This is a genomic window from Frateuria hangzhouensis (genome assembly GCF_026410505.1).
Classification (GTDB): Bacteria; Pseudomonadota; Gammaproteobacteria; order Xanthomonadales; family Rhodanobacteraceae; genus Frateuria_A; species Frateuria_A hangzhouensis.
Map to the genome: position 1 here is coordinate 277601 of NZ_JAPMIU010000002.1, position 22404 is coordinate 300004.

At 69.2% G+C, this 22404-nt stretch carries 18 protein-coding genes; 12 read left to right on the forward strand and 6 right to left on the reverse strand.

Translation table 11 applies throughout. From position 1 onward, the window contains the following. The first annotated feature begins 10 nt into the window (after positions 1 to 10). Positions 11 to 1888, forward strand: coding sequence for a signal peptide peptidase SppA (gene sppA, locus OSC30_RS03100; protein ID WP_267170359.1), 1878 nt, complete (start codon positions 11 to 13; stop codon positions 1886 to 1888). A gap of 113 nt (positions 1889 to 2001) precedes the next feature. Here sppA and OSC30_RS03105 read toward each other — a convergent pair whose 3' ends face one another. Beyond that, positions 2002 to 2211: a hypothetical protein gene (locus tag OSC30_RS03105; protein WP_267170360.1), complete on the reverse strand. Its 210-nt coding sequence runs from the start codon at positions 2209 to 2211 to the stop codon at positions 2002 to 2004. A gap of 84 nt (positions 2212 to 2295) precedes the next feature. Between OSC30_RS03105 and OSC30_RS03110 the strand changes: the two genes are divergently transcribed. Further along, positions 2296 to 3078, forward strand: a complete 783-nt coding sequence (locus OSC30_RS03110; RefSeq protein ID WP_267170361.1) for an SDR family oxidoreductase — start codon at positions 2296 to 2298, stop codon at positions 3076 to 3078. Positions 3079 to 3210: 132 nt separating this feature from the next. On the opposite strand, the gene OSC30_RS03115 is transcribed toward OSC30_RS03110, so the two are convergent. Next, positions 3211 to 3879 (reverse strand): DUF4124 domain-containing protein, encoded by a 669-nt coding sequence (locus OSC30_RS03115; RefSeq protein WP_267170362.1) that lies wholly within the window; start codon positions 3877 to 3879, stop codon positions 3211 to 3213. Between the two features lie 96 nt (positions 3880 to 3975). Then, complete coding sequence (locus OSC30_RS03120) at positions 3976 to 4917, reverse strand: DegV family protein (protein WP_267170487.1); 942 nt, start codon at positions 4915 to 4917, stop codon at positions 3976 to 3978. Positions 4918 to 5145: 228 nt separating this feature from the next. On the opposite strand from OSC30_RS03120, the gene OSC30_RS03125 reads away from it, so the two are divergent. The 7 genes from OSC30_RS03125 (at position 5146) to OSC30_RS03155 (ending at position 14588) form a co-directional block, all read left to right on the forward strand. Continuing rightward, positions 5146 to 5937, forward strand: a complete 792-nt coding sequence (locus OSC30_RS03125; protein WP_267170363.1) for an AMP nucleosidase — start codon at positions 5146 to 5148, stop codon at positions 5935 to 5937. A gap of 330 nt (positions 5938 to 6267) precedes the next feature. Further along, positions 6268 to 8058 (forward strand): thiamine pyrophosphate-requiring protein, encoded by a 1791-nt coding sequence (locus tag OSC30_RS03130; protein ID WP_267170364.1) that lies wholly within the window; start codon positions 6268 to 6270, stop codon positions 8056 to 8058. Then, on the forward strand, positions 8055 to 9203 hold the full coding sequence (locus OSC30_RS03135; protein WP_267170365.1) for an enolase C-terminal domain-like protein: 1149 nt from the start codon (positions 8055 to 8057) through the stop codon (positions 9201 to 9203). The genes OSC30_RS03130 and OSC30_RS03135 overlap by 4 nt, the downstream gene beginning before the upstream one ends. Positions 9204 to 9411: 208 nt before the next feature. Further along, positions 9412 to 12564 (forward strand): FAD-binding and (Fe-S)-binding domain-containing protein, encoded by a 3153-nt coding sequence (locus OSC30_RS03140; RefSeq protein WP_267170366.1) that lies wholly within the window; start codon positions 9412 to 9414, stop codon positions 12562 to 12564. Between the two features lie 73 nt (positions 12565 to 12637). Next, positions 12638 to 13084, forward strand: a complete 447-nt coding sequence (locus OSC30_RS03145; RefSeq protein ID WP_267170367.1) for a PPC domain-containing DNA-binding protein — start codon at positions 12638 to 12640, stop codon at positions 13082 to 13084. Continuing rightward, positions 13081 to 13461 (forward strand): sensory rhodopsin transducer, encoded by a 381-nt coding sequence (locus OSC30_RS03150; RefSeq protein WP_267170368.1) that lies wholly within the window; start codon positions 13081 to 13083, stop codon positions 13459 to 13461. The genes OSC30_RS03145 and OSC30_RS03150 overlap by 4 nt, the downstream gene beginning before the upstream one ends. Positions 13462 to 13574: 113 nt before the next feature. Beyond that, positions 13575 to 14588 carry an SDR family oxidoreductase gene (locus OSC30_RS03155; protein ID WP_267170369.1) on the forward strand — a complete coding sequence of 338 codons (1014 nt, stop codon included), beginning with the start codon at positions 13575 to 13577 and terminating at the stop codon, positions 14586 to 14588. Between the two features lie 70 nt (positions 14589 to 14658). On the opposite strand, the gene grxD is transcribed toward OSC30_RS03155, so the two are convergent. From grxD to OSC30_RS03170, 3 genes are all read right to left on the reverse strand, one after another. Next, positions 14659 to 15582, reverse strand: a complete 924-nt coding sequence (gene grxD / locus OSC30_RS03160; protein ID WP_267170370.1) for a Grx4 family monothiol glutaredoxin — start codon at positions 15580 to 15582, stop codon at positions 14659 to 14661. 74 nt (positions 15583 to 15656) lie between these two features. Next, complete coding sequence (locus OSC30_RS03165) at positions 15657 to 16256, reverse strand: SGNH/GDSL hydrolase family protein (RefSeq protein ID WP_267170371.1); 600 nt, start codon at positions 16254 to 16256, stop codon at positions 15657 to 15659. Between the two features lie 188 nt (positions 16257 to 16444). Next, entirely contained in the window at positions 16445 to 17689 is a 1245-nt protein-coding gene (locus OSC30_RS03170) for an aminotransferase class I/II-fold pyridoxal phosphate-dependent enzyme (RefSeq protein ID WP_267170372.1), read from the reverse strand. A 174-nt stretch (positions 17690 to 17863) separates the two neighbouring features. Here OSC30_RS03170 and rsgA point away from each other — a divergent pair, with 174 nt between their 5' ends. From rsgA to OSC30_RS03185, 3 genes are all read left to right on the forward strand, one after another. Continuing rightward, a complete protein-coding gene (rsgA, locus tag OSC30_RS03175) occupies positions 17864 to 18916 on the forward strand; it encodes a ribosome small subunit-dependent GTPase A (RefSeq protein WP_267170373.1) in 1053 nt (350 codons plus the stop codon). 72 nt (positions 18917 to 18988) lie between these two features. After that, positions 18989 to 20260 (forward strand): peptidase MATCAP family protein, encoded by a 1272-nt coding sequence (locus tag OSC30_RS03180; protein ID WP_267170374.1) that lies wholly within the window; start codon positions 18989 to 18991, stop codon positions 20258 to 20260. Positions 20261 to 20364: 104 nt separating this feature from the next. Further along, complete coding sequence (locus OSC30_RS03185; RefSeq protein ID WP_267170375.1) at positions 20365 to 22401, forward strand: acyltransferase family protein; 2037 nt, start codon at positions 20365 to 20367, stop codon at positions 22399 to 22401. Positions 22402 to 22404 lie beyond the last annotated feature (3 nt).

The following is a 22404-nucleotide window of genomic DNA, read 5'->3' on the forward strand; positions in this document are numbered from 1 at the left end:
GGAACGACCGATGAGCACCCCGCCGCCGCTGCGCCGCCCGAACGGATTCTGGGCCTTCCTTCGCGTGATCGGCCGCGGCTTCAACATGGTGCGGCTGGTGATCCTCAACCTGGTGTTCTTCGTGCTGCTGTTCTTCGTGCTGCTGCTGATCGTCGGCGGCGTGGCCGGCAACCGGCTGGCGCACACGGTCAAGGACGACAGCGTGCTGGTGCTGCAGCCCAAGGGCGAGCTGGTCGAGCAATACAGCATCGAGCCGCTGCAGCGGGCGCTCCAGAGCCTTTCGGGCGAGCCGCCGAAGCAGGTGCAGATGCGCGACCTGGTCGGCGCCATCGACGCGGCCGCGCAGGACAAGCGGATCAGCCGCATCCTGCTGCTGCCGGATGAACTCAAGAGTGGCGGCTTTGCCGCGCTGCGCGAGGTGGGCGCAGCGCTGGACCGCTTTCGCGCCAGCGGCAAGCCGGTGATCGTGTGGGGCGTGAACCTGGACCAGGGCCAGTACTACCTGGCCGCGCACGCCGACCGGATCCTGCTCGATCCGCAGGGTGGCGTGCTGATCACCGGCCTGGCCAGCTACCGGCTGTTCTACAAGGACCTGCTCGACAAGCTCGGCGTGGACGTGCACCTGTTCCGCGTCGGCCGCTTCAAGAGCGCCGCCGAGCCGTACATCCTCGACCATGCCTCGGACGATTCGAAGGCGGCCGACCGCTACTGGATGGGCGGCCTGTGGGACGAATACATCGCCGAGGTGGCGCGGCTGCGCAAGCTCGACCCGGCCGCCGTGCGCGCCGACATCGACAACCTGCCGGCGGCCATCGAACGCACCCGCGGCGACCTGGCCCGACTGGCGCAGGACCAGCACCTGATCGATGGCACCGCCACCCGCGCGCAGCTCGACGCGATGATGCGCAAGGCCGGCGTACCGGCCGGCGACAAGCCGCAGCAGGGCTTCCGCCAGATCGATCTTTCGCGGTACGCGGCCAACCTCGGCCACGGCGGCGCGTTCGCCTCCGGCGTGGCGGTGGTGGTCGCCGAAGGCGAGATCGTCGGCGGCCGCCAGCCGCAGGGCAGCGTCGGCGGGGAATCGACCGCCGCCTTGATCCGCGCGGCGCGGCAGGACCGGCGCACCAAGGCGCTGGTGCTGCGGATCAACTCGCCCGGCGGCGAGGTCTACGCCGCCGAGCAGATCCGCCGCGAAGTGGCGCTGACCCGTGAGGCCGGCATCCCGGTGGTCGTGTCGATGGGCAACGTGGCGGCCAGCGGCGGTTACTGGATCGCGATGAACGCCAACCGCATCCTTGCCGATCCCAACACCATCACCGGTTCGATCGGCATCTTCGGCATGTACTACGCGGTGCCCGGCACCCTGGACAAGCTCGGCATCCACAGCGACGGCGTGGGCACCGGGCCGATGGCCGGCGCCTTCGACATCACCCGGCCGCTTGACCCACAGGCCGGCCAGGTGATCCAGGCGATCATCGACAAGGGCTACCGCGACTTCGTCGGCAAGGTGGCCAAGGCGCGCGGCAAGAGTTTCGAGGCGATCGACGCGATCGCCCAGGGCCGCGTGTGGACCGGTCGCCAGGCGCTCGCGCGCGGGCTGGTCGACCAGCTCGGCGGCATGGACGCCGCGCTCGACCAGGCGGCTGCACTGGCCAAGCTGGGCAAGGACTACCCGGTGCATTACATCGAAGCGCCGCTGGGTGGCTTCGAGCAGTTCCTGGTCGGCATGAACCGCAGCGCGATGGTGCAGGCGGCCCGCAGCTACGGTCTGCACTTGCCCGCATGGCTGGCCGAACTGCCGCGCCTGGCGCCGGAGCTGAAGCTGTTGCGACACGCGCAGGCCGGCCGGCCGAACGTCTACGCCTACTGCTTCTGCGCGCCGCGCTGAGCACAGCCGGCTTCGCACGCTTTTTGTAGGAGCGCGCTTGTGGGCGATGCTTTTGCCTTGGCGCTGCCGAAGAGCATCGCCCACAAGTGGGCTCCTACAGGAGGGAACCGGTGCTATTGCCCGGCTTCGTCCAGCGCCTTCCGTTGCGCCTTGGCGCGGTCGTCGACCAGCTTCTGCACGTCCCGGGCCTTCTGCTCGTCCTTCTTCATGTCGTCCCACGGCGTGGCGACGCGCTCGGACGCGGCGGTGGCCTGCGGTTCGGGCGCCTTGTTCGAACAGCCGGCGAGTGCCAGCAGGCAGGCGAGTGGCAGCAGATGTTTCACGGGCGGATCCCCTGGGTATCGACCAGCCGGCAGTGTCCCGCCGCCACGCGATCGCGGCAAGCGCATCGGCTAAGCTCTGCGCCCATGAACCTGCGCACCGACGCCTGGCAGCTCACCGGCCACACCGCCCTGATCACCGGCGCCAGCAAAGGCATCGGCCTGGCCGTCGCGCGCGAGCTCGGTGGGCTGGGCGCGGACCTGCTGCTGGTGGCGCGCGACGAGGTGCATCTGGAACAGGTGCGCGCGGAGCTGGCCGAGGAACTGCCCGGGCGCGAGGTGCTCGCCTTCGGCGCCGACCTGGCCGAGGAGGAGGATCGGCTGGCGGTGTTCGACTGGATCGCCGACCTCGATGCGTCGCTCTCGCTGCTGATCAACAACGCCGGCGGCAACGCGCCGGAGTCCACGCTCGCCTACGCCAGCGACGACTACCGCGCCATTTTCGAGCAGAACCTGTTCAGCGCTTTCGAGATGTGCCGGCTGGCGCATGCGCACCTGGTCGAGCACGGCAACGCGGCGATCGTGAACGTGGGTTCGGTCTCCGGCACCACGCACGTGCGCACCGGCTCGCCCTACGGCATGAGCAAGGCGGCGCTGCACCAGCTCACCCGCAACCTGGCCGCGGAATGGGCGATCGACGGCATCCGCGTCAACGCGGTGGCGCCCTGGTACATCCGCACCCAGCGCTCGGAGGCGGCGCTGGCCGATCCGGATTACCTCGAGGAAGTGCTCGAGCGCACGCCGCTCAAACGCATCGGCGAGCCGGAGGAGGTCGCCGCCGCGGTGGCCTTCCTGTGCCTGCCGGCGGCCGGCTACATCACCGGCCAGGTGCTGGCGGTGGACGGCGGCTTCCTGAGCTTCGGTTTCTAACGATCTGCGAAGATCGGTCATCCTCCGCAGTGGCCAACTGCGGATCGCGCTTCTCCAGTCGTAGGGTGGGCTTCAGCCCACCACGGTTCGTGCGGAAGAGCATGGTGGGCTGAAGCCCACCCTACGAAGCGGTCACCCGCCGCAGTTGGCGAGCTGGGCGCGCAGTTGTGCCTCGCGTTTCTCCAGCGGCGGGCGCTGGCTCTTGAAGGCGTTGCGCAGCTTGTGCTCGTTTTCGTCGCGTGCCTCCTGCAGGGCCTGGCAGGTTTCGTCGATGTCCAGTTCGCGGCACTGGTCCTGCACCCACACGTAGTTGTTCGCCACCAGGCCGGAGCTGACGCGGCCGCGGTTGGCTTCGGGCGCCGAGATGCCGGCGCCGCCACGGTCGGGGCCGTAGACGTCCGAGAGCGGCTGCTGCCAGGCGCCCAGCACGCCCAGGGGCGCCTGGTAGGGCGCCGGGTTGCCGTTGTCGCTGAGGTAGCTCTTGCCGTCGGTGGCACGGACGCAGGTGTACATCAGCGGCAGCGGCGCCGACGGTGGTTCGGGCGCTGGCGGTGGCGAGGCCGGCGCCGGCGGCTCGGGTGCGGATGGCGCGGCGGCGGCTGGCGGCGCCGAGGGCGCATCGGCCACTTCCATCGTGCGTTGCTTCTGGCCAGCGCGGCAGGGCGTGTCCTGGTAGATCAGCCGCCCGTCGGCGGTGGTGCATTCGTAGATGGTGGTGGCGGCGGCGGTGCCGTGCCAGCCCAGCCCGCCGGCGAGCAGGCCGGGGCCGAGCAGGAAGAGGGCAGACGGGAGGCGGCGCATGGACCGATTCTAGGAGCGTACGGGTGAACCCTGCGCTTCGGCTCCCCCCGGCGAGGCCGGCCCTCTCGCCGGAGGGGAGGAGCAGGGCGGTCCAGGCTAGAAATCGGCCTCGTGTTCCTCGGCGGCGAATCCCAGCGTGACGGCGCCTTCGCCCACGTTGACCATGCCGGTGATGCTCATCGGCGCCTCCAGCAGAGTGATGCCGGCCTCCTCACAGGCCTGGCGCAGGCCGTCGTAGCCGGGCAGCCTGGCCAGTTCGGCCAGGTCGCCGCCGTAACTGACGCACACCACCGGCACCATCAGCCCTGCGCGCACGCGGCGGGTGGCGTAGCCGAACAGCGTCTCGGCGCCGTGCTCGAAGCCGCGCACCTTGCCGACCGGGCCGGTTTCGCCGCGGAAGCAGCGCAGCAGCGGCTTGATGTCCAGCGCCGTGCCGACCACCGCGCTGAACAGGCTGACGCTGCGGTCGCCCCGCTTCCTGGTACGGCTGCGCAGGTGGTGCAGGTCGCGCGGCAACATGTAGCCGTAGGTATGGTTGGCCACCGCGCCCAGCCGTTCGCGGATCACCGGCGGCGTCTCGCCGGCCCGGATCAGGCGCGCCGCCTCGAACACCGCCGGGCCTTCGCCAGCGAACACGTTGCGGGTATCGACCACGCGCATCAGGAACGGCCCCGGCACGCCGGCGCGGTCGCGCGCCTCGCGATAGTTCTTCAGGATCGCGAAGCTGGCTTTCAGCACGTGGTCGTGGATCGGGCTGCGCGTGGCGGTGATGGTCAGGCAGAAGACGCAGTCGCGCTCCAGCACCAGCTTGTCCAGGAACAGCCGCTGCACGTCCTCGACCGAACACGGCTCGGTCTCGGCCGCGTGCGTGCCGGCCAGCTTCATGTAGAGGAAGCGCTCGATCTCTTGCTGGTCGCGGTCGTCCTTGAAGACGGTGCCGTCGAGCTTCACCGCGATCGGCATCACCGCGATATCGTGTTCTTCGATGAACGCCTGCGGCAGGTCGCAGGACGCATCAATAGCCAGCCCCATCCGCATCGTGTCATCCCCCTGGTCATGACGCGCCGAACATAACACGCGCATCAATGCTGTGACCTGAGTCATGTGGCGCGGGTTTCCTGACAGTTATCGGCCAGCTTCGAACGCGCTTGAGTGACCGCCGCGGGCCGCACCCCGTACAATGGCGGTACTCGAGAAATGGCTCCTGCCGGCGTGGCGTCGCCGGCGCGCGTGCCGCCGACGCGGTGCGCTTTCGTCGGATACCCCATGAAGGACAAGCAAGAGATCGTCTCCAACTGGCTGCCGCGCTACACCGGCACGCCACTGGAGCAGTTCGGCCGGCACGTGCTGCTGACCAATTTCGGCCTGTACGTGGACATGTTCGCGCAATGGCATGGCGTGGAAGTGCAGGGCCGCGACCGGCCGATGCCCAATGCCACCGCCGACGGCATTACCCTGATCAACTTCGGCATGGGCAGCCCCAACGCCGCCACGGTGATGGACCTGCTCAGCGCGGTGCAGCCGCAGGCGGCGCTGTTCCTGGGCAAGTGCGGCGGGCTCAAGAAGAAGAACCAGCTCGGCGACCTGGTGCTGCCGATCGCCGCGATCCGCGGCGAGGGCACCTCGGGCGACTACCTGCTGCCGGAAGTGCCGGCGCTGCCGGCGTTCCAGTTGCAGCGCGCGGTCTCCACGATGATCCGCGACCTCGGCCACGACTACTGGACCGGCACGGTCTACACCACCAACCGGCGCGTGTGGGAGCACGACGAGGCGTTCAAGGATTACCTGCGCCGCACCCGCTGCATGGCGGTGGACATGGAAACGGCCACCATCTTCGCCGCTGGCTTCGCCAACAAGATCCCGGTCGGCGCGCTGCTGCTGGTGTCCGACCAGCCGATGATCCCCGAGGGCGTCAAGACCGAGGCCAGCGACCGCAGCGTGACCGAGAAGTACGTCGAGGCGCACATCCGCATCGGCATCGAGGCACTCAAGCTGGTCCGGCGCAACGGCCGCAGCGTCAAGCACCTGCGCTTCGAGGACGACACGGACGGCGACTGAACCCGCCCCTGTAGGAGCCACTTGTGGGCGAGGCTCTTTCGCCGCATCCGGCCAGAAACGCATCGCCCACAAGTGGGCTCCTACACAGGCGTCGTCGCAGGAACCTGCGCCAGGCATAGCGCCTGCATCGCGCCTCTTTCACCCGCAGATGACCGCCTGCGCGGCAAGGTAGGGCGGTCCGATCCCGCGCGCATCGGTAGCGGCGTCCCCCTGCCGTGGCACCGATCCTTGCCAGACCCCGCAGCTCTGACAGGCACGCGCTTTTTCGCGCGAGGCGAAGCCTTGCGCCCCGTCCGCGGCGCCACGCGCCCGCAAGGAGCCAGGCCTTCCATGAGCGACACCGTCGGCGACTTCATCCTGCAACGCCTCACCGACTGGGGCATCCGGCGCATCTTCGGTTTTCCCGGCGACGGCATCAACGGGATCATGGGTGCGATGGGTCGCGCCGCCGAGCGCTTCGACTACGTGCGCGTGCGCCACGAGGAAATGGCCGCCTTCATGGCCGGCGCGCACGCCAAGTTCACCGGCGAGATCGGCGTATGCATGGCCACCTCCGGGCCCGGCGCGATCCACCTGTTGAACGGCCTGTACGACGCGCAGATGGACCACATGCCGGTGCTGGCCATCGTCGGCCAGTCCGCGCGCAGCGCGATCGGCAGCGACTACCAGCAGGAGGTGGACCTGCAGGTGCTGTTCCAGGACGTTTGCGGCTACGTCGAAACGGTGCTGTCGCCGGTGCAGGTGCGCCAGGTGATGGACCGCGCCATCCGCGTCGCCGCGGCGCGGCGCACGGTCACCTGCGTGATCGTACCCAACGACATCCAGGAGCTGCCGGCGGTCAAGCACCCGCCGCGCAAGCACAACGACATCTACACCGGCGTGGGCTACGCCAACCCCTGCCCGGTGCCCAGTGACGCAGACATCCAGCGCGCCGCCGACCTGCTCAACGATGGGCGCAAGGTGGCGATCCTGATCGGCGCGGGCGCGATGGCGGCCGGCGACCAGGTGGTCGCGGTGGCCAACCGGCTCGATGCCGGCGTGGCCAAGGCGCTGCTCGGCAAGGCGGCGCTGCCGGACGAGCTGCCCTTCGTCACCGGCTCCATCGGCCTGCTCGGCACCAAGCCGAGCTGGGACATGATGAACGACTGCGACACCCTGTTGATGGTCGGCACCACCTTCCCGTATTCGGAATTCCTGCCCGAGGAAGGCCAGGCACGCGCGGTGCAGATCGACATCGACCCGCGCAACGTGTCGATGCGTTATCCCACCGAAGTGAATCTCATCGGTGACAGCGCGCAGGTCCTCGAACGGTTGCTGCCCCTGCTGCGTCCCAAGGACAACCCGGACTGGCGCGAGCGCATCGAGCTCAACGTGCGCAAGTGGTGGCGCGACCTGGAAGCCAAGGCGATGGAGCCGGCCAATCCGATCAATCCGCAGCGTATTTTCTGGGAGCTGTCGCCGCGGCTGCCGGACAACACCATCATCTGCGGCGACTGCGGCTCGCATACCAACTGGTACGCGCGCGATGTGAAGATCCGCAAGGGCATGAAGGCCTCGCTCTCGGGCAAGCTCGCCACCATGGGCAGCGGCATGCCCTACGCGATTGCGGCGAAGTTCGCCTATCCCGACCGCCCGGTGCTGGCGATCGTCGGGGACGGCGCCATGCAGATGAACGGCAACGCCGAGATGATCACCGTCAAGCAGTACTGGAAGCAGTGGGGCAACCCGTGCTTCGTGGTGATGGTGCTGCACAACGACGACCTCAACCAGGTCACCTGGGAGCAGCGCGCGCTGGGCGGTGATCCGAAGTTCTCCGAGTCACAGGATGTAGAGGAGTTCTCCTACGCCAAATACGCCGAGCTGCTCGGTTTCAAGGCGATCCGCGTGGACCGGCCCGAAGACCTCGGCACCGCCTGGGAGCAGGCTTTCGCCGCCGACTGCCCGGTGCTGCTGGACATCATCGCCGACCCTGACGTGCCGCCGCTGCCGCCGCACATCACCTGGAAACAGGCCAAGGACTACATGACCGCGCTGGCCAAGGGCGATCCCGACGAAGCGGGCATCATCAAGCAGAGCCTGCGCCAGGTACTGGCCGGCATCCTCCCGAACAACCCGCGATGAACGACGGGCGGCCAGCGGCCCCCGCGACCGTTCCCGCAACGCGCCGCATCGCTCGCATCGAGGCGAGCGCCTACCGCATCCCCACCGATGCGCCGGAGGCCGACGGCACCATTGCCTGGAACGCCACCACGATGGTGCTGGCCCGGATCTCCGCCTGCGGCCAGACCGGCCTGGGTTGGACGTACGCGCATGCCGCCGCGGCCGCGGTGATCGCCGATCCACTACGCGATTGCCTGCTCAATCGCGACGTCGACGACATCCCCGGCGCCTGGCACGCCATGAACCGCAGCCTGCGCAACATCGGCCGTCCCGGCGTGGGGTTGATGGCCATCAGTGCCCTCGACGTGGCCATGTGGGATCTCAAGGCGCGCCTGCACGGCGTCGCGGTGGTGCGCCTGCTCGGCCGTGCGCGCCAGGCGGTACCGGTGTACGGCAGTGGCGGCTTCACCTCCTACACGCTCGAGCGCCTGCAGCAACAACTGTCAGGCTGGGTGGGGCAGGGCATGAAGCGGGTCAAGATGAAAGTGGGCACGCATCCGGAGCAGGACCCGGCCCGCGTGCACGCCGCGCGCCAGGCCATCGGCAGCACGCCCGAACTGATGGTCGACGGCAACGGCGCCTACGAGCGCAAGCAGGCCCTGGCGCTGGCCGAGCGCTACGCGCACGAGGGCGTGGGCTGGTTCGAGGAGCCGGTGTCGTCGGACGACCTGGAAGGCCTGGCGCTGTTGCGCGACCGCGCGCCGGCCGGCATGGCGATCGCCGCCGGCGAATACGGCTGGGACGCCTTGTACTTCCGCCGCATGCTGCAGGCCGGCGCGGTCGACGTGCTGCAGATCGACGGCACCCGCTGCGGCGGCTTCACCGGCTTCCTGCATGCCGCGGCACTGGCGCACGGCTTCGGCATTCCGGTCTCGGCGCATTGCGCGCCGCACCTGCACGCGCATGTGTGCAGCACGGTCGGGCACCTCGAGCACGTCGAGTATTTCCACGATCACGCGCGCATCGAGTCGATGTTCTTCGACGGCCTGCCCGAGCTGCGCGACGGCGCGCTGGTGGTCGACGCCCATGCCATGGGGTTGGGCCTGACCTTCAAACAGCGCGACGCGGAGCGCTACCGCGTTTCGCCGGAAGAAACCCTGAGATGATTGCCAGAACTCACCGTTGCCAAACACGCCGCGCTCACGAGGTGGGTCGACGCGCCCCGCCATGGAACATGCCGAATGGCCCCATCGGCCGACATTTCTGTAGGAGCGCACCCTGTGCGCGACCGCCTGGGGCGGCAGGCCCACGGTCGCGCACAGGGTGCGCTCCTACAGGAAATCCCTCGCGCTACCTGCAAGGAGGGGCGGCATCATGACCAAACAGCGAGAGCATGGCTCCGTCCCCTCGTTCCCGCACAATCCCGACGCATCCGGCGCCGAGGCGTCTTCTTCTTCCACCGACGGCCGCGACCGCCGGGACAGCCACCGCGATGCCGCGGTATTGCCGCTGGCGCCGCCGCGCGTGCGCCACTCGCACAGCAGCCGCTTGGCCTTCTCCAGCGCCGCTGCCGCGGTGCTGGCGCAGGACCTGGCCGCGGCGATCGAGGGCGAGGTGTGCTTCGACGACGGCAGCCGCGCGCTGTACGCCACCGACGGTTCGATCTACCGCCAGGTGCCGATCGGCGTGGTCAAGCCGCGCCATGCGAAAGACGTGGAAGCCGTGCTGCGCATCTGCCGCGAACACGACGCGCCGGTGCTCTCGCGCGGCGGCGGCACCAGCCTGGCCGGGCAGTGCTGCAACACCGCGGTGGTGATGGATTTCTCCTTCCACCTGAACCAGATCGTCGCGATCGACCCCGAACGGCGCCGCGCCCGCATCGAGCCCGGCTGCGTGCTGGACGACCTGCGCGACGAGGCGGAAAAACACCACCTGACCTTCGGCCCCGACCCGTCCACCCACGCGCACAACACGCTGGGCGGCATGATCGGCAACAACTCCTGCGGCGTGCATTCGGTGATGGCCGGGCGCACGGCCGACAACGTGCACGCGCTGGAGATCGTCACCTACGACGGCTTGCGCATGCGCGTGGGGCCAACCAGCGAAGAGGAGCTGGAACGGATCATCGGCGAGGGCGGCCGGCGCGGCGAAATCTATGCGGGCCTCAGATCCATCCGCGACCGCTACGCCGACCAGATCCGCGCGCGCTACCCCAAGATCCCGCGTCGCGTTTCCGGCTACAACCTGGATGAACTGCTGCCCGAGAACGGCTTCAACGTGGCGCGCGCGCTGGTCGGCACCGAAGGCACCTGCGTCACCATCCTGGAGGCCGAAGTACGGCTGGTGCCCAGCCCGCCGGTGCGCTCGCTGCTGGTGCTCGGCTACCCCGACGTGTTCGAAGCCGGCGACCACGTGCCGCAGATCCTGTCTTTCGGCCCGACCGGCCTGGAGGGCATCGATGATGCGCTGATCGCCGACATGAAGCGCAAGGACATGCACCCGAAGGACCGCGCCCTGCTGCCGCCCGGCGGCGGCTGGCTGATGGTCGAGTTCGGTGGCGACAGCAAGCAGGAGGCCGACGCCAAGGCGCGCAAGCTGATGCAGGCGCTGAAGGCGGAAGACCATCCGCCCAGCATGAAGCTCTTCGACGACCCGGCCGAAGAGGGCATGTTGTGGATCATCCGCGAGTCGGGCCTGGGCGCCACCGCGCGGGTGCCCGGCCAGCCGGACGGCCATCCCGGTTGGGAGGACGCCGCCGTGCCGCCGGACAAGGTCGGGCCGTACCTGCGCGACTTCCGCAAACTGCTGGCCAAGTACACCTATACCTGCGCGCTGTACGGCCATTTCGGTGACGGCTGCATCCACTGCCGCATTGCCTTCGACCTGTCCACGCCCGAAGCCGTGGCGCAGTGGCGCGCGTTCATGGACGAGGCCTCCGACCTGGTGCTGTCCTACGGTGGCTCGCTCTCCGGCGAGCACGGCGACGGCCAGGTGCGCGCGTCCTTCCTGCCCAAGATGTTCGGCGACGAGCTGGTGCAGGCCTTCGGCGAGTTCAAGGCGCTGTGGGACCCGCGCGGGCGTATGAACCCCGGCAAGGTGGTCGATCCCAATCCGATGGACGCGGACCTGCGCGACGGTCCCGGCTACCAGCCGCCCAAGCTCAGGACCGCGTTTGCCTACCCGGCCGACGGCATGAGCTTCGCCCAGGCCGCGCGCCGCTGCGTGGGCGTGGGCAACTGCCGCAACAAGCACAAGAACGTGATGTGCCCGAGCTACCGCGCCACCCACGAGGAGAAGTGGTCGACGCGCGGGCGCTCGCACCTGCTGTTCGAGATGCTCGAAGGCGATCCGCTCAAGGACGGCTGGCGCAGCGAGGCGGTGCGCGACGCGCTGGACATGTGCCTGGCCTGCAAGGGCTGCAAGAGCGACTGCCCGGTCAACGTGGACATGGCCACCTACAAGGCCGAGTTCATGCACCACCACTACGAAGGCCGCCTGCGCCCGCGCGCGGCCTACGCGATGGGGCGCATCTTCGACATCGCCCGCGTCGCTTCGCACGTGCCGTGGCTGGTCAACGCGGTCCTTCAGACGCCGGGCCTTTCCCATTTGGCCAAGGCGATCGGCGGCATCGCCCAACAGCGCACGATGCCGCACTTCGCCAGCGAGACCTTTCGCGACTGGTTCGCCGCGCGCACGACCCCGCGCGCGCGCGGGCCCGAGGTGCTGTTGTGGCCGGATACGTTCAACAACTACCTGCATCCGGAGCCGCTCAGGGACGCCGTGGGCGTGCTGGAGGCGGCCGGCTACCACGTAGTGGTGCCGCGGGCGACGCTGTGCTGCGGCCGGCCGCTGTATGCCGAGGGCATGCTGGACAAGGCGCGCCGCCAGCTCGGCGACATCCTCGATGCGCTCTCGCCACAGATCGACCGCAGCGTGCCGGTGGTGGGGCTGGAACCTTCCTGCGTGGCGGCGTTCCGCGACGAGCTGCCCAACCTCTTCCCAGGCGACGAGCGCGCGCACTGGCTCTCGCGCAACACCTTCCTTTTCAGCGAGTACCTCGACCGCGTCGGCTACGCGCCGCCGCCGCTCAAGCGCAAGGCGCTGGTGCACGCGCATTGCCATCACCACGCGGTGATCGGCACCGACGCGGAGAAGCGGCTGCTGGCCAAGACGGGACTGGATTTCGAATGGCTCGATGCCGGCTGTTGCGGCATGGCCGGTTCGTTCGGCTTCGACGCAAAGAAGGTGGACGTGTCGCTCGCCATCGGCGAACTGCAACTGCTGCCGGCGATCCGCGCGGCCGATCCGGACACGCTGATCATCACCAACGGCTTCTCCTGCCGCCAGCAGATCGAGCAGTGCACCGGGCGCACCGCGCTGGACGTGTCGCAGGTGCTGGCGATGGCCCTGGCGCAGGGCACGTCCAACCTCGATGACATTCCGGCCCGCGAACGCGAGGCCTCGCTGCCGGCCGCGCGGCCGGAGCCCGGGCGTGGCGGGGAAGGTCGGGGAGGAACGCCGCCGTGAGATTCGTCCGGAACCTTCCCCCCCCAAGCCCCTCTCCCGGTGGAAGAAGGGAGACAAGCAGGAGCGTCCACCCATGCACTACCAACTGATCCACCAAGGCGACACGCGCACCTGGGCCGTCGTGCTCGAGACCGGCGACGAGGCCAACGCCTGCCTGCTCGCGTTCGCCAAGGCGCAGCAGCTGTCCGCCGCGCACCTGACCGCCATCGGCGCCTTCCAGCGCGCCATGCTGGGCTACTTCGACTGGGACACCAAGGCCTACAAGCGCAACCCCGTCGACGAACAAGTGGAGGTGGTGTCGCTGATCGGCGACGTGGCGCTCAAGGGCGAGGAGCCCAAGCTGCACATGCACGCGGTGCTGGGGCAGTCCGATGGCCGCGCGCTCGGCGGCCATCTGCTCGAAGGCCACGTGCGCCCCACGCTGGAAGTGATCGTCACCGAGGCGCCCGCGCACCTTCGCCGGCGCCACGATCCGGTGTCCGGCCTCGCGTTGATCCAACCTGACAAGGAGCTGCCATGACCACGCCAGAACCGATCGGCGAACGCCGCTGGGCCATCGCCGAGGGCTACATCCCGCCCGGCGGCACCCATGCCGACGACCCGCGCTTCCTCAGCCACGAGACCGCCTGCCTGCTCAACGCCAACGACCGCGACGCGCAGGTGACCATCACCATCTATTTCAAGGATCGCGAACCGGCCGGCCCCTACCGCATCATGGTGCCGGCGCGGCGCACGCTGCACCTGCGCTTCAACGACCTGAAAGACCCCGAGCCGATCCCGACCGATACCGACTATTCCAGCGTGATCGAGTCCGACGTGCCCATCGTCGTCCAGCACACGCGCCTGGATTCGCGCCAGGCCGCGCTCGCGCTGCTTTCCACCATCGCCTACAGCTAGCCGCCCTTGTAGGAGCCCACTTGTGGGCGATGCTCCTGTTGCTGGTGCCGCATCGAACAAAGAGCATCGCCCACGAGTGGGCTCCTACAGGAGGCGTTCCAGGAGTCCCGCCCATGCATCGCAGCAAACCCGAAGTCGTCGTCATCACCGGCGCCTCCGCCGGCGTCGGTCGCGCCACCGCCCACCGCTTCGCCCGCGACGGCGCCCGCATCGCGTTGCTCGCACGTGGCAGCGATGGCCTGGAAGTCGCCGCGGACGAAGTCCGCAAGCTCGGTGGCGAGGCCCTGACGATCCCGCTCGACGTGTCCGATGCCGAGGCCGTGGAAGCCGCCGCCGAACGCATCGAACAGCAGCTCGGTCCGATCGACATCTGGATCAACGACGCCATGGCGACGATCTTCGCGCCCGTGCACGAGATCAGTCCGGCCGAGTTCCGCCGTTCCACGGAAGTGACTTACCTGGGCACCGTGTACGGCACCATGGCGGCGTTGAAACGCATGCGCGAGCGCAATCGCGGCACCATCGTGCAGGTGGGCTCGGCGCTGGCCTATCGTGCAATCCCGCTACAGGCGCCGTACTGCGGGGCAAAGTTCGCCATCCGCGGTTTCACCGACGCGTTGCGGGTGGAACTGATGCACGCCCGAAGCGACATCCACATCACCATGGTGCAACTGTCCGCCTTCAACACGCCGCAGTTCCAGTGGGGCCGCACCACGCTGCCGCGCCGGCCGCAGCCGGTGCCGCCGATCTTCCAGCCGGAGGTGGCCGCCAAGGGCATCCACTGGGCGGCGCATCATCGCCGGCGCGAGCTGCGCGTGGGCTTTCCGGCGGTCAAGGCGATCGTCGGCAACAAGCTGTTCCCGCGCCTGGCCGACCGCGACCTGGTCAAGCTCGGTTTTGACGGCCAGATGGGCAAGCTACCGCTGCCGCAGGACCGGCCCGACAACCTGTTCGAGGCGGTGCCCGGCGACTACGGCACGCACGGGCGCTTCGACGCACGCTCGAAGGCCTACAGCCTGCAGTTGTGGGCGACCACGCACCACGGCCTGGTGGCGGCCGGCGTGCTGGCCGCCGGAGCGCTGCTGTGGGCCGGCCGGCGCGGACTGCGCCGGCCGGAGCGCACGTAGGGTGGGCTTCAGCCCACCGCCACGGTGCAGGAAGGTGGGCTGAAGCCCACCCTACGTCCGTCGCGGTTGCTCAGTAGCGCGGGACGGTCGGGTCGATCTCGCTCGCCCACGCGTCCATGCCGCCTTCGACGTTGAACACGTGGGTGAAACCATGCGCAGCGAAGCGCTCGGCCACGCCGCGGCTGGAATTGCCGTGGTGGCAGATGAAGGCGATCGCGGTGTCCTTGGGCAGCGTGGCGAGCGTGTCGTAACCCTCGTCCTCCAGCACGCGTGCCTGCGCCAGCGGGGCGGCTTGGGCGCGGCCGGCGGCCGGACGCACGTCGACCAGCATCACGCTGCCGTCGGCCAGGCGCTGCTTCAGTTCCTGCACGCTGAGCGAGCCGATCGTCTGCGCACCGGGGAACTTCAGGCTCAGGCCTTCGCCCTGCACGGTGGAAACCCAGTCGATCACGATGCCCCTGGCGCGCTGCGCGCTGCCCGGGTCGAAGTGCACCTCGATGCCGTTGGCGCTCACCACGATGTCATGGTCGCCGGCCGGCGCCAGCTGGAAGCCGGCGCTGTGGTCCGGGCCGATCTCCAGGTGCAGGGCCAGGCCCTGTGCGCTGGCGATGCCGGCCTGGATGGCCTCGGCGGCCTTGTCGGTAATCGTGATTTCCGGCGGCGTGCGGTCCGGCGGCGCAGCGCCGAACAGCGTGTGCAGCTCGCCGCTGGCGTACATCTGGCGAATGATGTCGGCGCCGCCGACCAGTTCGCCCTCGACGTAGAGCTGCGGGATCGTCGGCCAGTCGCCGAAGGCCTTGATGCCCTCGCGGATCTCCGGATCCTCCAACACGTTGACCGTGTGGTACTCGGGGACCAGTTCGTTGAGCGTGTTGGTGGCCGCGGCGGAGAAACCGCACATCGGCTGCTGGCGGTCGCCCTTCATGAACAGCACCACGCGGTGCTCCTTGAGCAGGGTTTCGATGCGTTCGCGGGTGGCGGGGTCGAGGGACATGGGAAAGCTCCGGCAAAGAGGATCAATGATACCCCCGGAGCTTGGGGCAGGCGCCGGCGATCCCAACGGCCGCGCTATTTCACCGCAGCGGCGGCCACCGGTTCGATTGCCTCGGTCCACAACGAGTACTGCGCGGCCGAAGGGTGCAGCCCGTCCTCGGCCACCTGCTCCGGATGGCGGCGCGAGATCGGCGTGATGTCCACCCAGCGCGCGCCCGCGCGGTCGGCTTCATCACGGGCGACGGCGTTGTAGGCGTCCAGCTCGTGGGCGATCGGCGCAGCATCCCGGCCCTGTTCGCGCGCGAAGCGGGTGACACCCCAGTCGGGGATCGAGACCACCACCACGTGCGAGGGACGGCCGCCAACCAGCTCGATGGCGCGTGCGAGCAGGGCTTTGAACTGTGCGCGGTATTCGTCGGCCTCGCGTCCGCGGTACTGGTTGTTGACGCCGATCAGCAGGGTGACCAGGTCGTAGGGCGGCGTCAGCGCGGCCGCATCCATGCCGGCGGAAAGCTCGTCGGTGGCCCAGCCGGTGACGGCGACGATCTGCGGGTCGTCGACGGCCACGCCGCGCGCGCGCAGTTGCCGCACCAGTTGCGCGGGCCAGCGGCCGGCGGCCGGCACGGCTTCGCCGATGGTGTAGGAATCGCCCAGGGCGAGGTAGTGCAGGGGCATGGCAAGTCATCCGTTTCGGTAGTGAGGGCCCTTCGACTCCGGCGCTGCGCGCCTACGCTCAGGGCAAACGGCATTTCTCCGAACCCTGAAAAGGCCCGTTCGCGCTGAGCGTAGCCCGAAGGGCGAAGTCGATGCGCCAACCTCGAGCCCCACGCCAAACGCCTCTCCCGACGGGAAAGGGTCCTGGATCAAGCCACCGCCGACTCGCGCGCCTGCTCCTGCGCCATCCGCGACAGCACCCGCTCGATCCGAACGAACACCTCCGCCAACTGCGCCGGCGGCGGCAACAGGGTCAGGCGGAAATGGCGGCTCGCCGGCACGTTGAAGCTGGAGCCGGGCACCACCAGCACGGCCTCCTCTTCCAGCAGGCGCAGGGCGAAGGCGTTGTCGTCGAACTGCGGCAGTCGTTCGGTGCGCACCCGCGGGAAGGCGTAGAGCGCGCCCGCGGGGGCGACCAGGTCGAGGAAACCGCTCGCCGCCACGCCTTCCAGCACGGCGCGGCGGGCGTCATGCAGGCGCCCGCCCGGCGCGGTCAGCGCGGCAATGGTGGCGCGGCCACTCAGCGCCGGCTCGATCGCCCACTGGGCGGTGACGTTGGCGCACAGGCGCAGCGCCGCGAGCAGCTGCAGCGCGTCGCGATAGCTGCCGGTGCGCGCCGGATCACCGGACAGGCTTACCCATCCGACGCGGTAGCCGCAGGCGCGGTGCACTTTGGACAGGCCGCCGAAGCTGAGGCAGGGATGCGCGCCGGCGACTTCGGCCAGTGGCTGGAACGATGCCTCGTCGTAGAGGATCTCATCGTAGATCTCGTCGGCCAGCAACAGCAGTCCGTGCCGCTCGGCGATCGCCACCAGCCGTTCCAGCAGCGCGCGCGGGTACACCGCGCCGGTGGGGTTGTTCGGATTGATCAGTACCAGCGCGCGGGTGCGCGGGGTGATCAGCGCCTCGATCGCCGCCGGATCGGGCAGGTGGCCGTTTTCCGCCAGGCATCGGTAGTAGCGGGGCCGGCCGCCGTTGAGGATGGTGGCGGCACTCCACAGTGGATAGTCCGGGCTGGGCAGCAGCACCTCGTCGCCCGGCTGCAGCAATGCGCGCAGCGAAAGGTCGATCAGTTCGCTGACGCCGTTGCCGATGAAGATCCGCTCCACCGCCACGTCCCGGGCCCCGCGGGCGCGCTGCTGCGCCGCGATCGCCTCGCGCGCCTCCTCCAGCCCCTGTTCGTGGCCGTAGCCCTCGCTGTCGGCCAGGTGCGCGGCAATCGCCTCACGCAGGTGCATCGGCGTTTCAAAGCCGTAGCGGGCCGGGTTGCCGATGTTCAGCTTGACGATGGCGCGGCCGGACGACTCCAGCTCGCGGGCACGGCGGGTAAGCGCGCCGCGGATCTCGTAGCGCACGTCGGCGAGGTGGGGGCTGGGGATGATCGGAACCGGCACGTGCGTCCTCGGCGGCGGGCGAAAGCGGCGATCCTAACAGCGCCCCCCGCCTCACTTGTAGGAGCCCATTTGTGGGCGGTGCTCTATTGGTGGGCTCATACAGGAAACGGAGCCCAGTGCAGCACACAAAGCCAATGCAGGAGCCGGCACGGGAAACGGGCATAATCGGCAGCCATGAGCGATGCCGCGACGATCGAACGCCTGCGCCACATCGGTTGGCGCGGCGACCTGCCGCCCGGCGGAAAACGCATCGTGCGCGTGGTGGCGCAGCACCGCGCCGGCTACGAACTTCACGACGGCCAGGCGCTGTTCGGCGCGCAGCCGGCCGGACACTTCCTCAAGCGCACGCTGGATCCGGCCGAGCGCCCGGCGGTGGGCGATTTCGTGGAAGTGGAAGACGGCCGCCCGCCACACATCGTCACCGTGCTGCCGCGGCGCAGCGTGCTCTCGCGCGCGGCCGCCGGCGAGCGCTACGAACGGCAGGTGATCGCCACGAATATCGATTATGTCCTCGTCCTTACGGGGCTGGACAACGACTTCAATCCGGCGCGCATCGAGCGCTACCTGTCGCTGATCGAGGACTCCGGTGCCCAGCCGGTGGTGCTGCTGAGCAAGCTCGACCTGCGCGCCGATGCCGAGGAACGCCAGGCGGCCCTGCGCGAGCGGCTGCCGGAGCACACGCCGATCCACGCCATCAACGGCAAGGACCCGGCCAGCGCCACCTTGCTGGCGCGCTACCTGCAGCCGGGCGACAGCGCGGTGCTGGTGGGTTCCTCCGGCGCGGGCAAGTCCACCCTGACCAACACGCTGCTCGGCGACGAGCGCATGGCCACCAGCGAAGTGCGCGCGCATGACAGCCGCGGCCGTCACACCACCACCCACCGCGCGCTGCTGATGCTGCCCTCCGGCGGCTGCCTGATCGACACGCCCGGCATGCGCGAGCTCAAGCTCACCGGCGAGGAAAACCTCGACCTGTTCGCCGACATCGAGGCGCTGGCCGAAACCTGCCGCTTTGCCGACTGCGGCCACGGCAGCGAGCCGGGCTGCGCCGTGCAGTCGGCGCTGGACCGCGGCGAACTGACCGCCGAGCGCTGGCGCAATTACCTGAAACTGCGCGACGAGCGCGAGGAGCAGGCCGCCACGCTCGAAGCGCGGCTGCGCCGCCAGCGCGGCGGCCGCCCGCCCGATCGCCCGCACGGCCATCGCGGCCGGCGCGAGCGCGAATAGAGGCGCCGACGTGCAGCCGGCACTCGCCCCTGCGACCCACCGGCGCGTCACCGCGCCCGCGCCGCCTGGGCGATGAACATCGACGCCTCCGCGCATCGCCACTACGCCGCGCTGGACCAGCGCCTGCTCGCCGCCACCCGTGCGATCAACATCCTGCCGACAGTGACCTGGCCGGCCTCGCTCGAGCAACGCATGATCGCGGCCTACGACCAGGGCCGGTTCACGCTGCCGCAGGTGCATTACGAGCGACCGGACCTGGCCGATACGCGCGCCGAACTGACGGCGATCGAGCGCGAGGCCGAAACGGTGCTGATGGGCGACCCGATCGGCGATTACCTGTGCCGGACCGCCACCTCCTGGCGCATCGCCGCGGAGATGCTCGAGGCGGTCGGCAGCGTGGGCGTCACGGCGCCCTCCATCGCGCTGTACGGGCGGCCGGGCGATTCGATCCCGGGCAGCCAGAAGAGCAACCTGGACGCGGCACGCTACTTCGTCGAGCTGTCCGACGAACTGGGCGCGGACCTGCTGGCCGACGCCGTCACCATGGATCTCACGGCCGAGCAACTGCGCGCGGATCTCGGCGGCGTGCTGGACGACTTCTTCGGCCCCGGCCGCATCGCCGTGGAAGTCGACCCCGAGCTCACCGCCAAGGCCGCCGCCGGCGCCACCCGCATCCGCCTGCGCGGCGGCGCCCACTTCAGCGAATACGACCGCCACCAGCTGCTGGCGCACGAGGCCTTCGTCCATTCGCTGACCGCGCTGAACGGCCGCGAGCAGCCGCTGCTGACCTCGCTCGGGCGCACCTCGCCCCGCGTCACCGCCACCCAGGAAGGCCTGGCGGTGTTCGCCGAACTGATGTCCGGTGCCATCGACATCGCCCGGCTGAAGCGCATCAGCCTGCGCATCCTGGCCATCGACATGGCGCTCAACGGCGCCGATTTCGTCGAGGTCTACCAGTACTTTTGCCAGTGCGGGCAGGGCGCGGCCGACAGCTTCCATTCGGCGCAGCGGGTGTTCCGCGGCGTGCCGCTGACCGGCGGCGCGGCCTTCGCCAAGGACAACGTCTACCTGTCCGGCCTGCTCACCGTGCACACCTTCTTCCGCTGGGCGTTCAAGCAGCAGCGCATGGACCTGCTGCGCTACCTGTTCGCCGGCAAGCTGGCGCTGCACGACGTGATCACCCTGCAACCGCATTTCGAAGCCGGCACGCTGCTGCCGCCGCGCTGGCTGCCGCCGTGGATGCAACACGTCCATGGCCTGGCCGGGAAGCTGGCGTTCTCGCTGTTCGTCAACGGCATCCACATGGGCCGTGTGCAGGCCGACGAGTTGAACCTGCAGTTGTAGAAGCGGGTGTTCCGGCCAGGAGAATGATTCACGGGTACGTGACGCCGGGACCGCTACAACCACCCCTTCGGCGAGTTGCGGCCGATCGTCAGGCGAGACCAGGGATGACTCTGAAATACCGGGCCGACATCGATGGACTGAGGGCGGTGGCTGTACTGTCGGTGCTGCTTTACCACGTGGGCAGCGGCGTCTTCAGCGGGGGCTATGTCGGCGTCGACATCTTCTTCGTGATCTCGGGCTACCTGATCACCACGATCATCCTGCGCGAGGTGGAGAACGGCAGCTTTTCCATCGTCCGCTTCTACGAGCGGCGCGCGCGGCGGATCCTGCCCGCGCTGGCCGCGGTCATGCTGGTGGCGTTGCCCCTGGGCACCGTCCTGCTGACGCCCTTCCAACTACGAAAGCTGGCAGAGAGCGCCGTGGCGGCCGCGGCGTTCTGCTCGAACGTGCTGTTCTACGCCACCTCGGGCTACTTCGACGGCCCGGCCGCGTTCAAGCCGCTGCTGCACACCTGGTCGCTGGCGGTGGAGGAGCAGTACTACATCTTCTTCCCGCTGATGCTCCTGCTGATCGCACGCTACGGCGGGCGCCGCTACTTCCGGTGGGTGGCCGGGCTGGGCCTGCTTTCCTTCCTCGGCTGCGTGCTGGTCACGCGCGTCGATGCGACGGCGGCGTTCTACCTGATACCCACGCGCGCCTGGGAGCTTTTCATCGGCAGCGTGCTTTCGCTCAAGGTGTTCGCCGAACCTCGCAACCGAGGCACGCGCGAAGCGATCGCGGCGCTGGGCGCTGCGCTGGTGGCCTGGGCCGTCTTCGGATACACGCCGGACACGAGCTTCCCCGGCGTCGCGGCCGCCGTGCCGACGCTGGGCGCGGCGCTGATCATCCACGCCGGCACCGGGGGCACTTCGCTGGTTTCGCGCGTGCTCAGCCTGCGCCCGATGGTCTTCGTCGGCCTGATTTCCTACTCGCTGTATCTGTGGCACTGGCCGGTGATCGTCTACACCGAGCTGTACCTGATAGGGGCGCGGAGCCTGACCGGCTCGGCTCTCATCGTGGCCGCCAGCTTCATCCTGGCGGTGCTGTCGTGGAAGTACGTCGAGACGCCGTTCCGCACCAAGCGGTTGCTGCCGCGCACCGGTCCCTTGCTGGGTGCCGCGGCCGCCACGCTGTTTGTCATCGCCTGCGCCGGCGTGTCGCTCTGGGCGCTGCGCGGCCTGCCCAACCGCCAGTACGTGCGCGACGTCGCCGGCGCAGGCGACGCCCGGTGGAAGCACTGGGGGCGATGCGACAAGGCCTTCGACAGCAAGCACAACCTGAGCGAGCTGTGCAGCCTGGGCGTGGCCGATGGCAAGGCCCGCTTCCTGCTGTGGGGCGATTCCCATGCACGCGCGCTCGCCACGGGCATCGACAAGGGCGCTGCGCGGCACGGCTTCAAGGGCAAGTACGCCAGTCATTCCGGTTGCCCGCCGCTGACGGGCGTCGGCGTGGTCCATCATCCGGAGTGCAGCGCGTTCAACCGCGCCGTGCTGGGCATGCTTGCAAGTGCGCCCAACATCAAGACCGTCGTCCTGGCGGCGCGCTGGCCGCTGGATGCGGAGGGAAAGCCCAGCCCGCACGAGGGCGGCGAGACCGTTCGGCTGGTGGACCTCAAGGCCGCGGACGGTGCGCGCCTGCCCAACCCGGTCGTCCTGCAGGCCGGCCTCAAACGCACGATCGACGCGTTGCATCGCCTGGGCAAGCACGTCGCCGTGGTCCGCTCGATACCCGAAATCGACTACAGCGTGCCATCGGCCTATCTCATCGCGCAGATGACCGGTCGCGATGCCAACGCCGCCATTTCGCCACCCATCGCGTCCTACCAGTCCCGCAACCTCAAGGTCGATCCGATCTTCGCGCGCATCGCCAGCCGGGGGGCGGTCGAGTTCGTGGATCCCTCCAGCTACCTCTGCACCGAACGTTGCATGGTGGTCCACGACGGGCGGCCGCTGTATCGGGACAACGACCACCTTTCCGAGTTCGGGGCCACCTATCTCGTCCGCTCAGGTGCCTTCGACGACGTATTCGCCAAGCTGACCCAGGCACCCGACAAGTCGCTGGCGACCGAGCCGGTGGCCACCATGGGCGCCCACCAGCCATAGCGC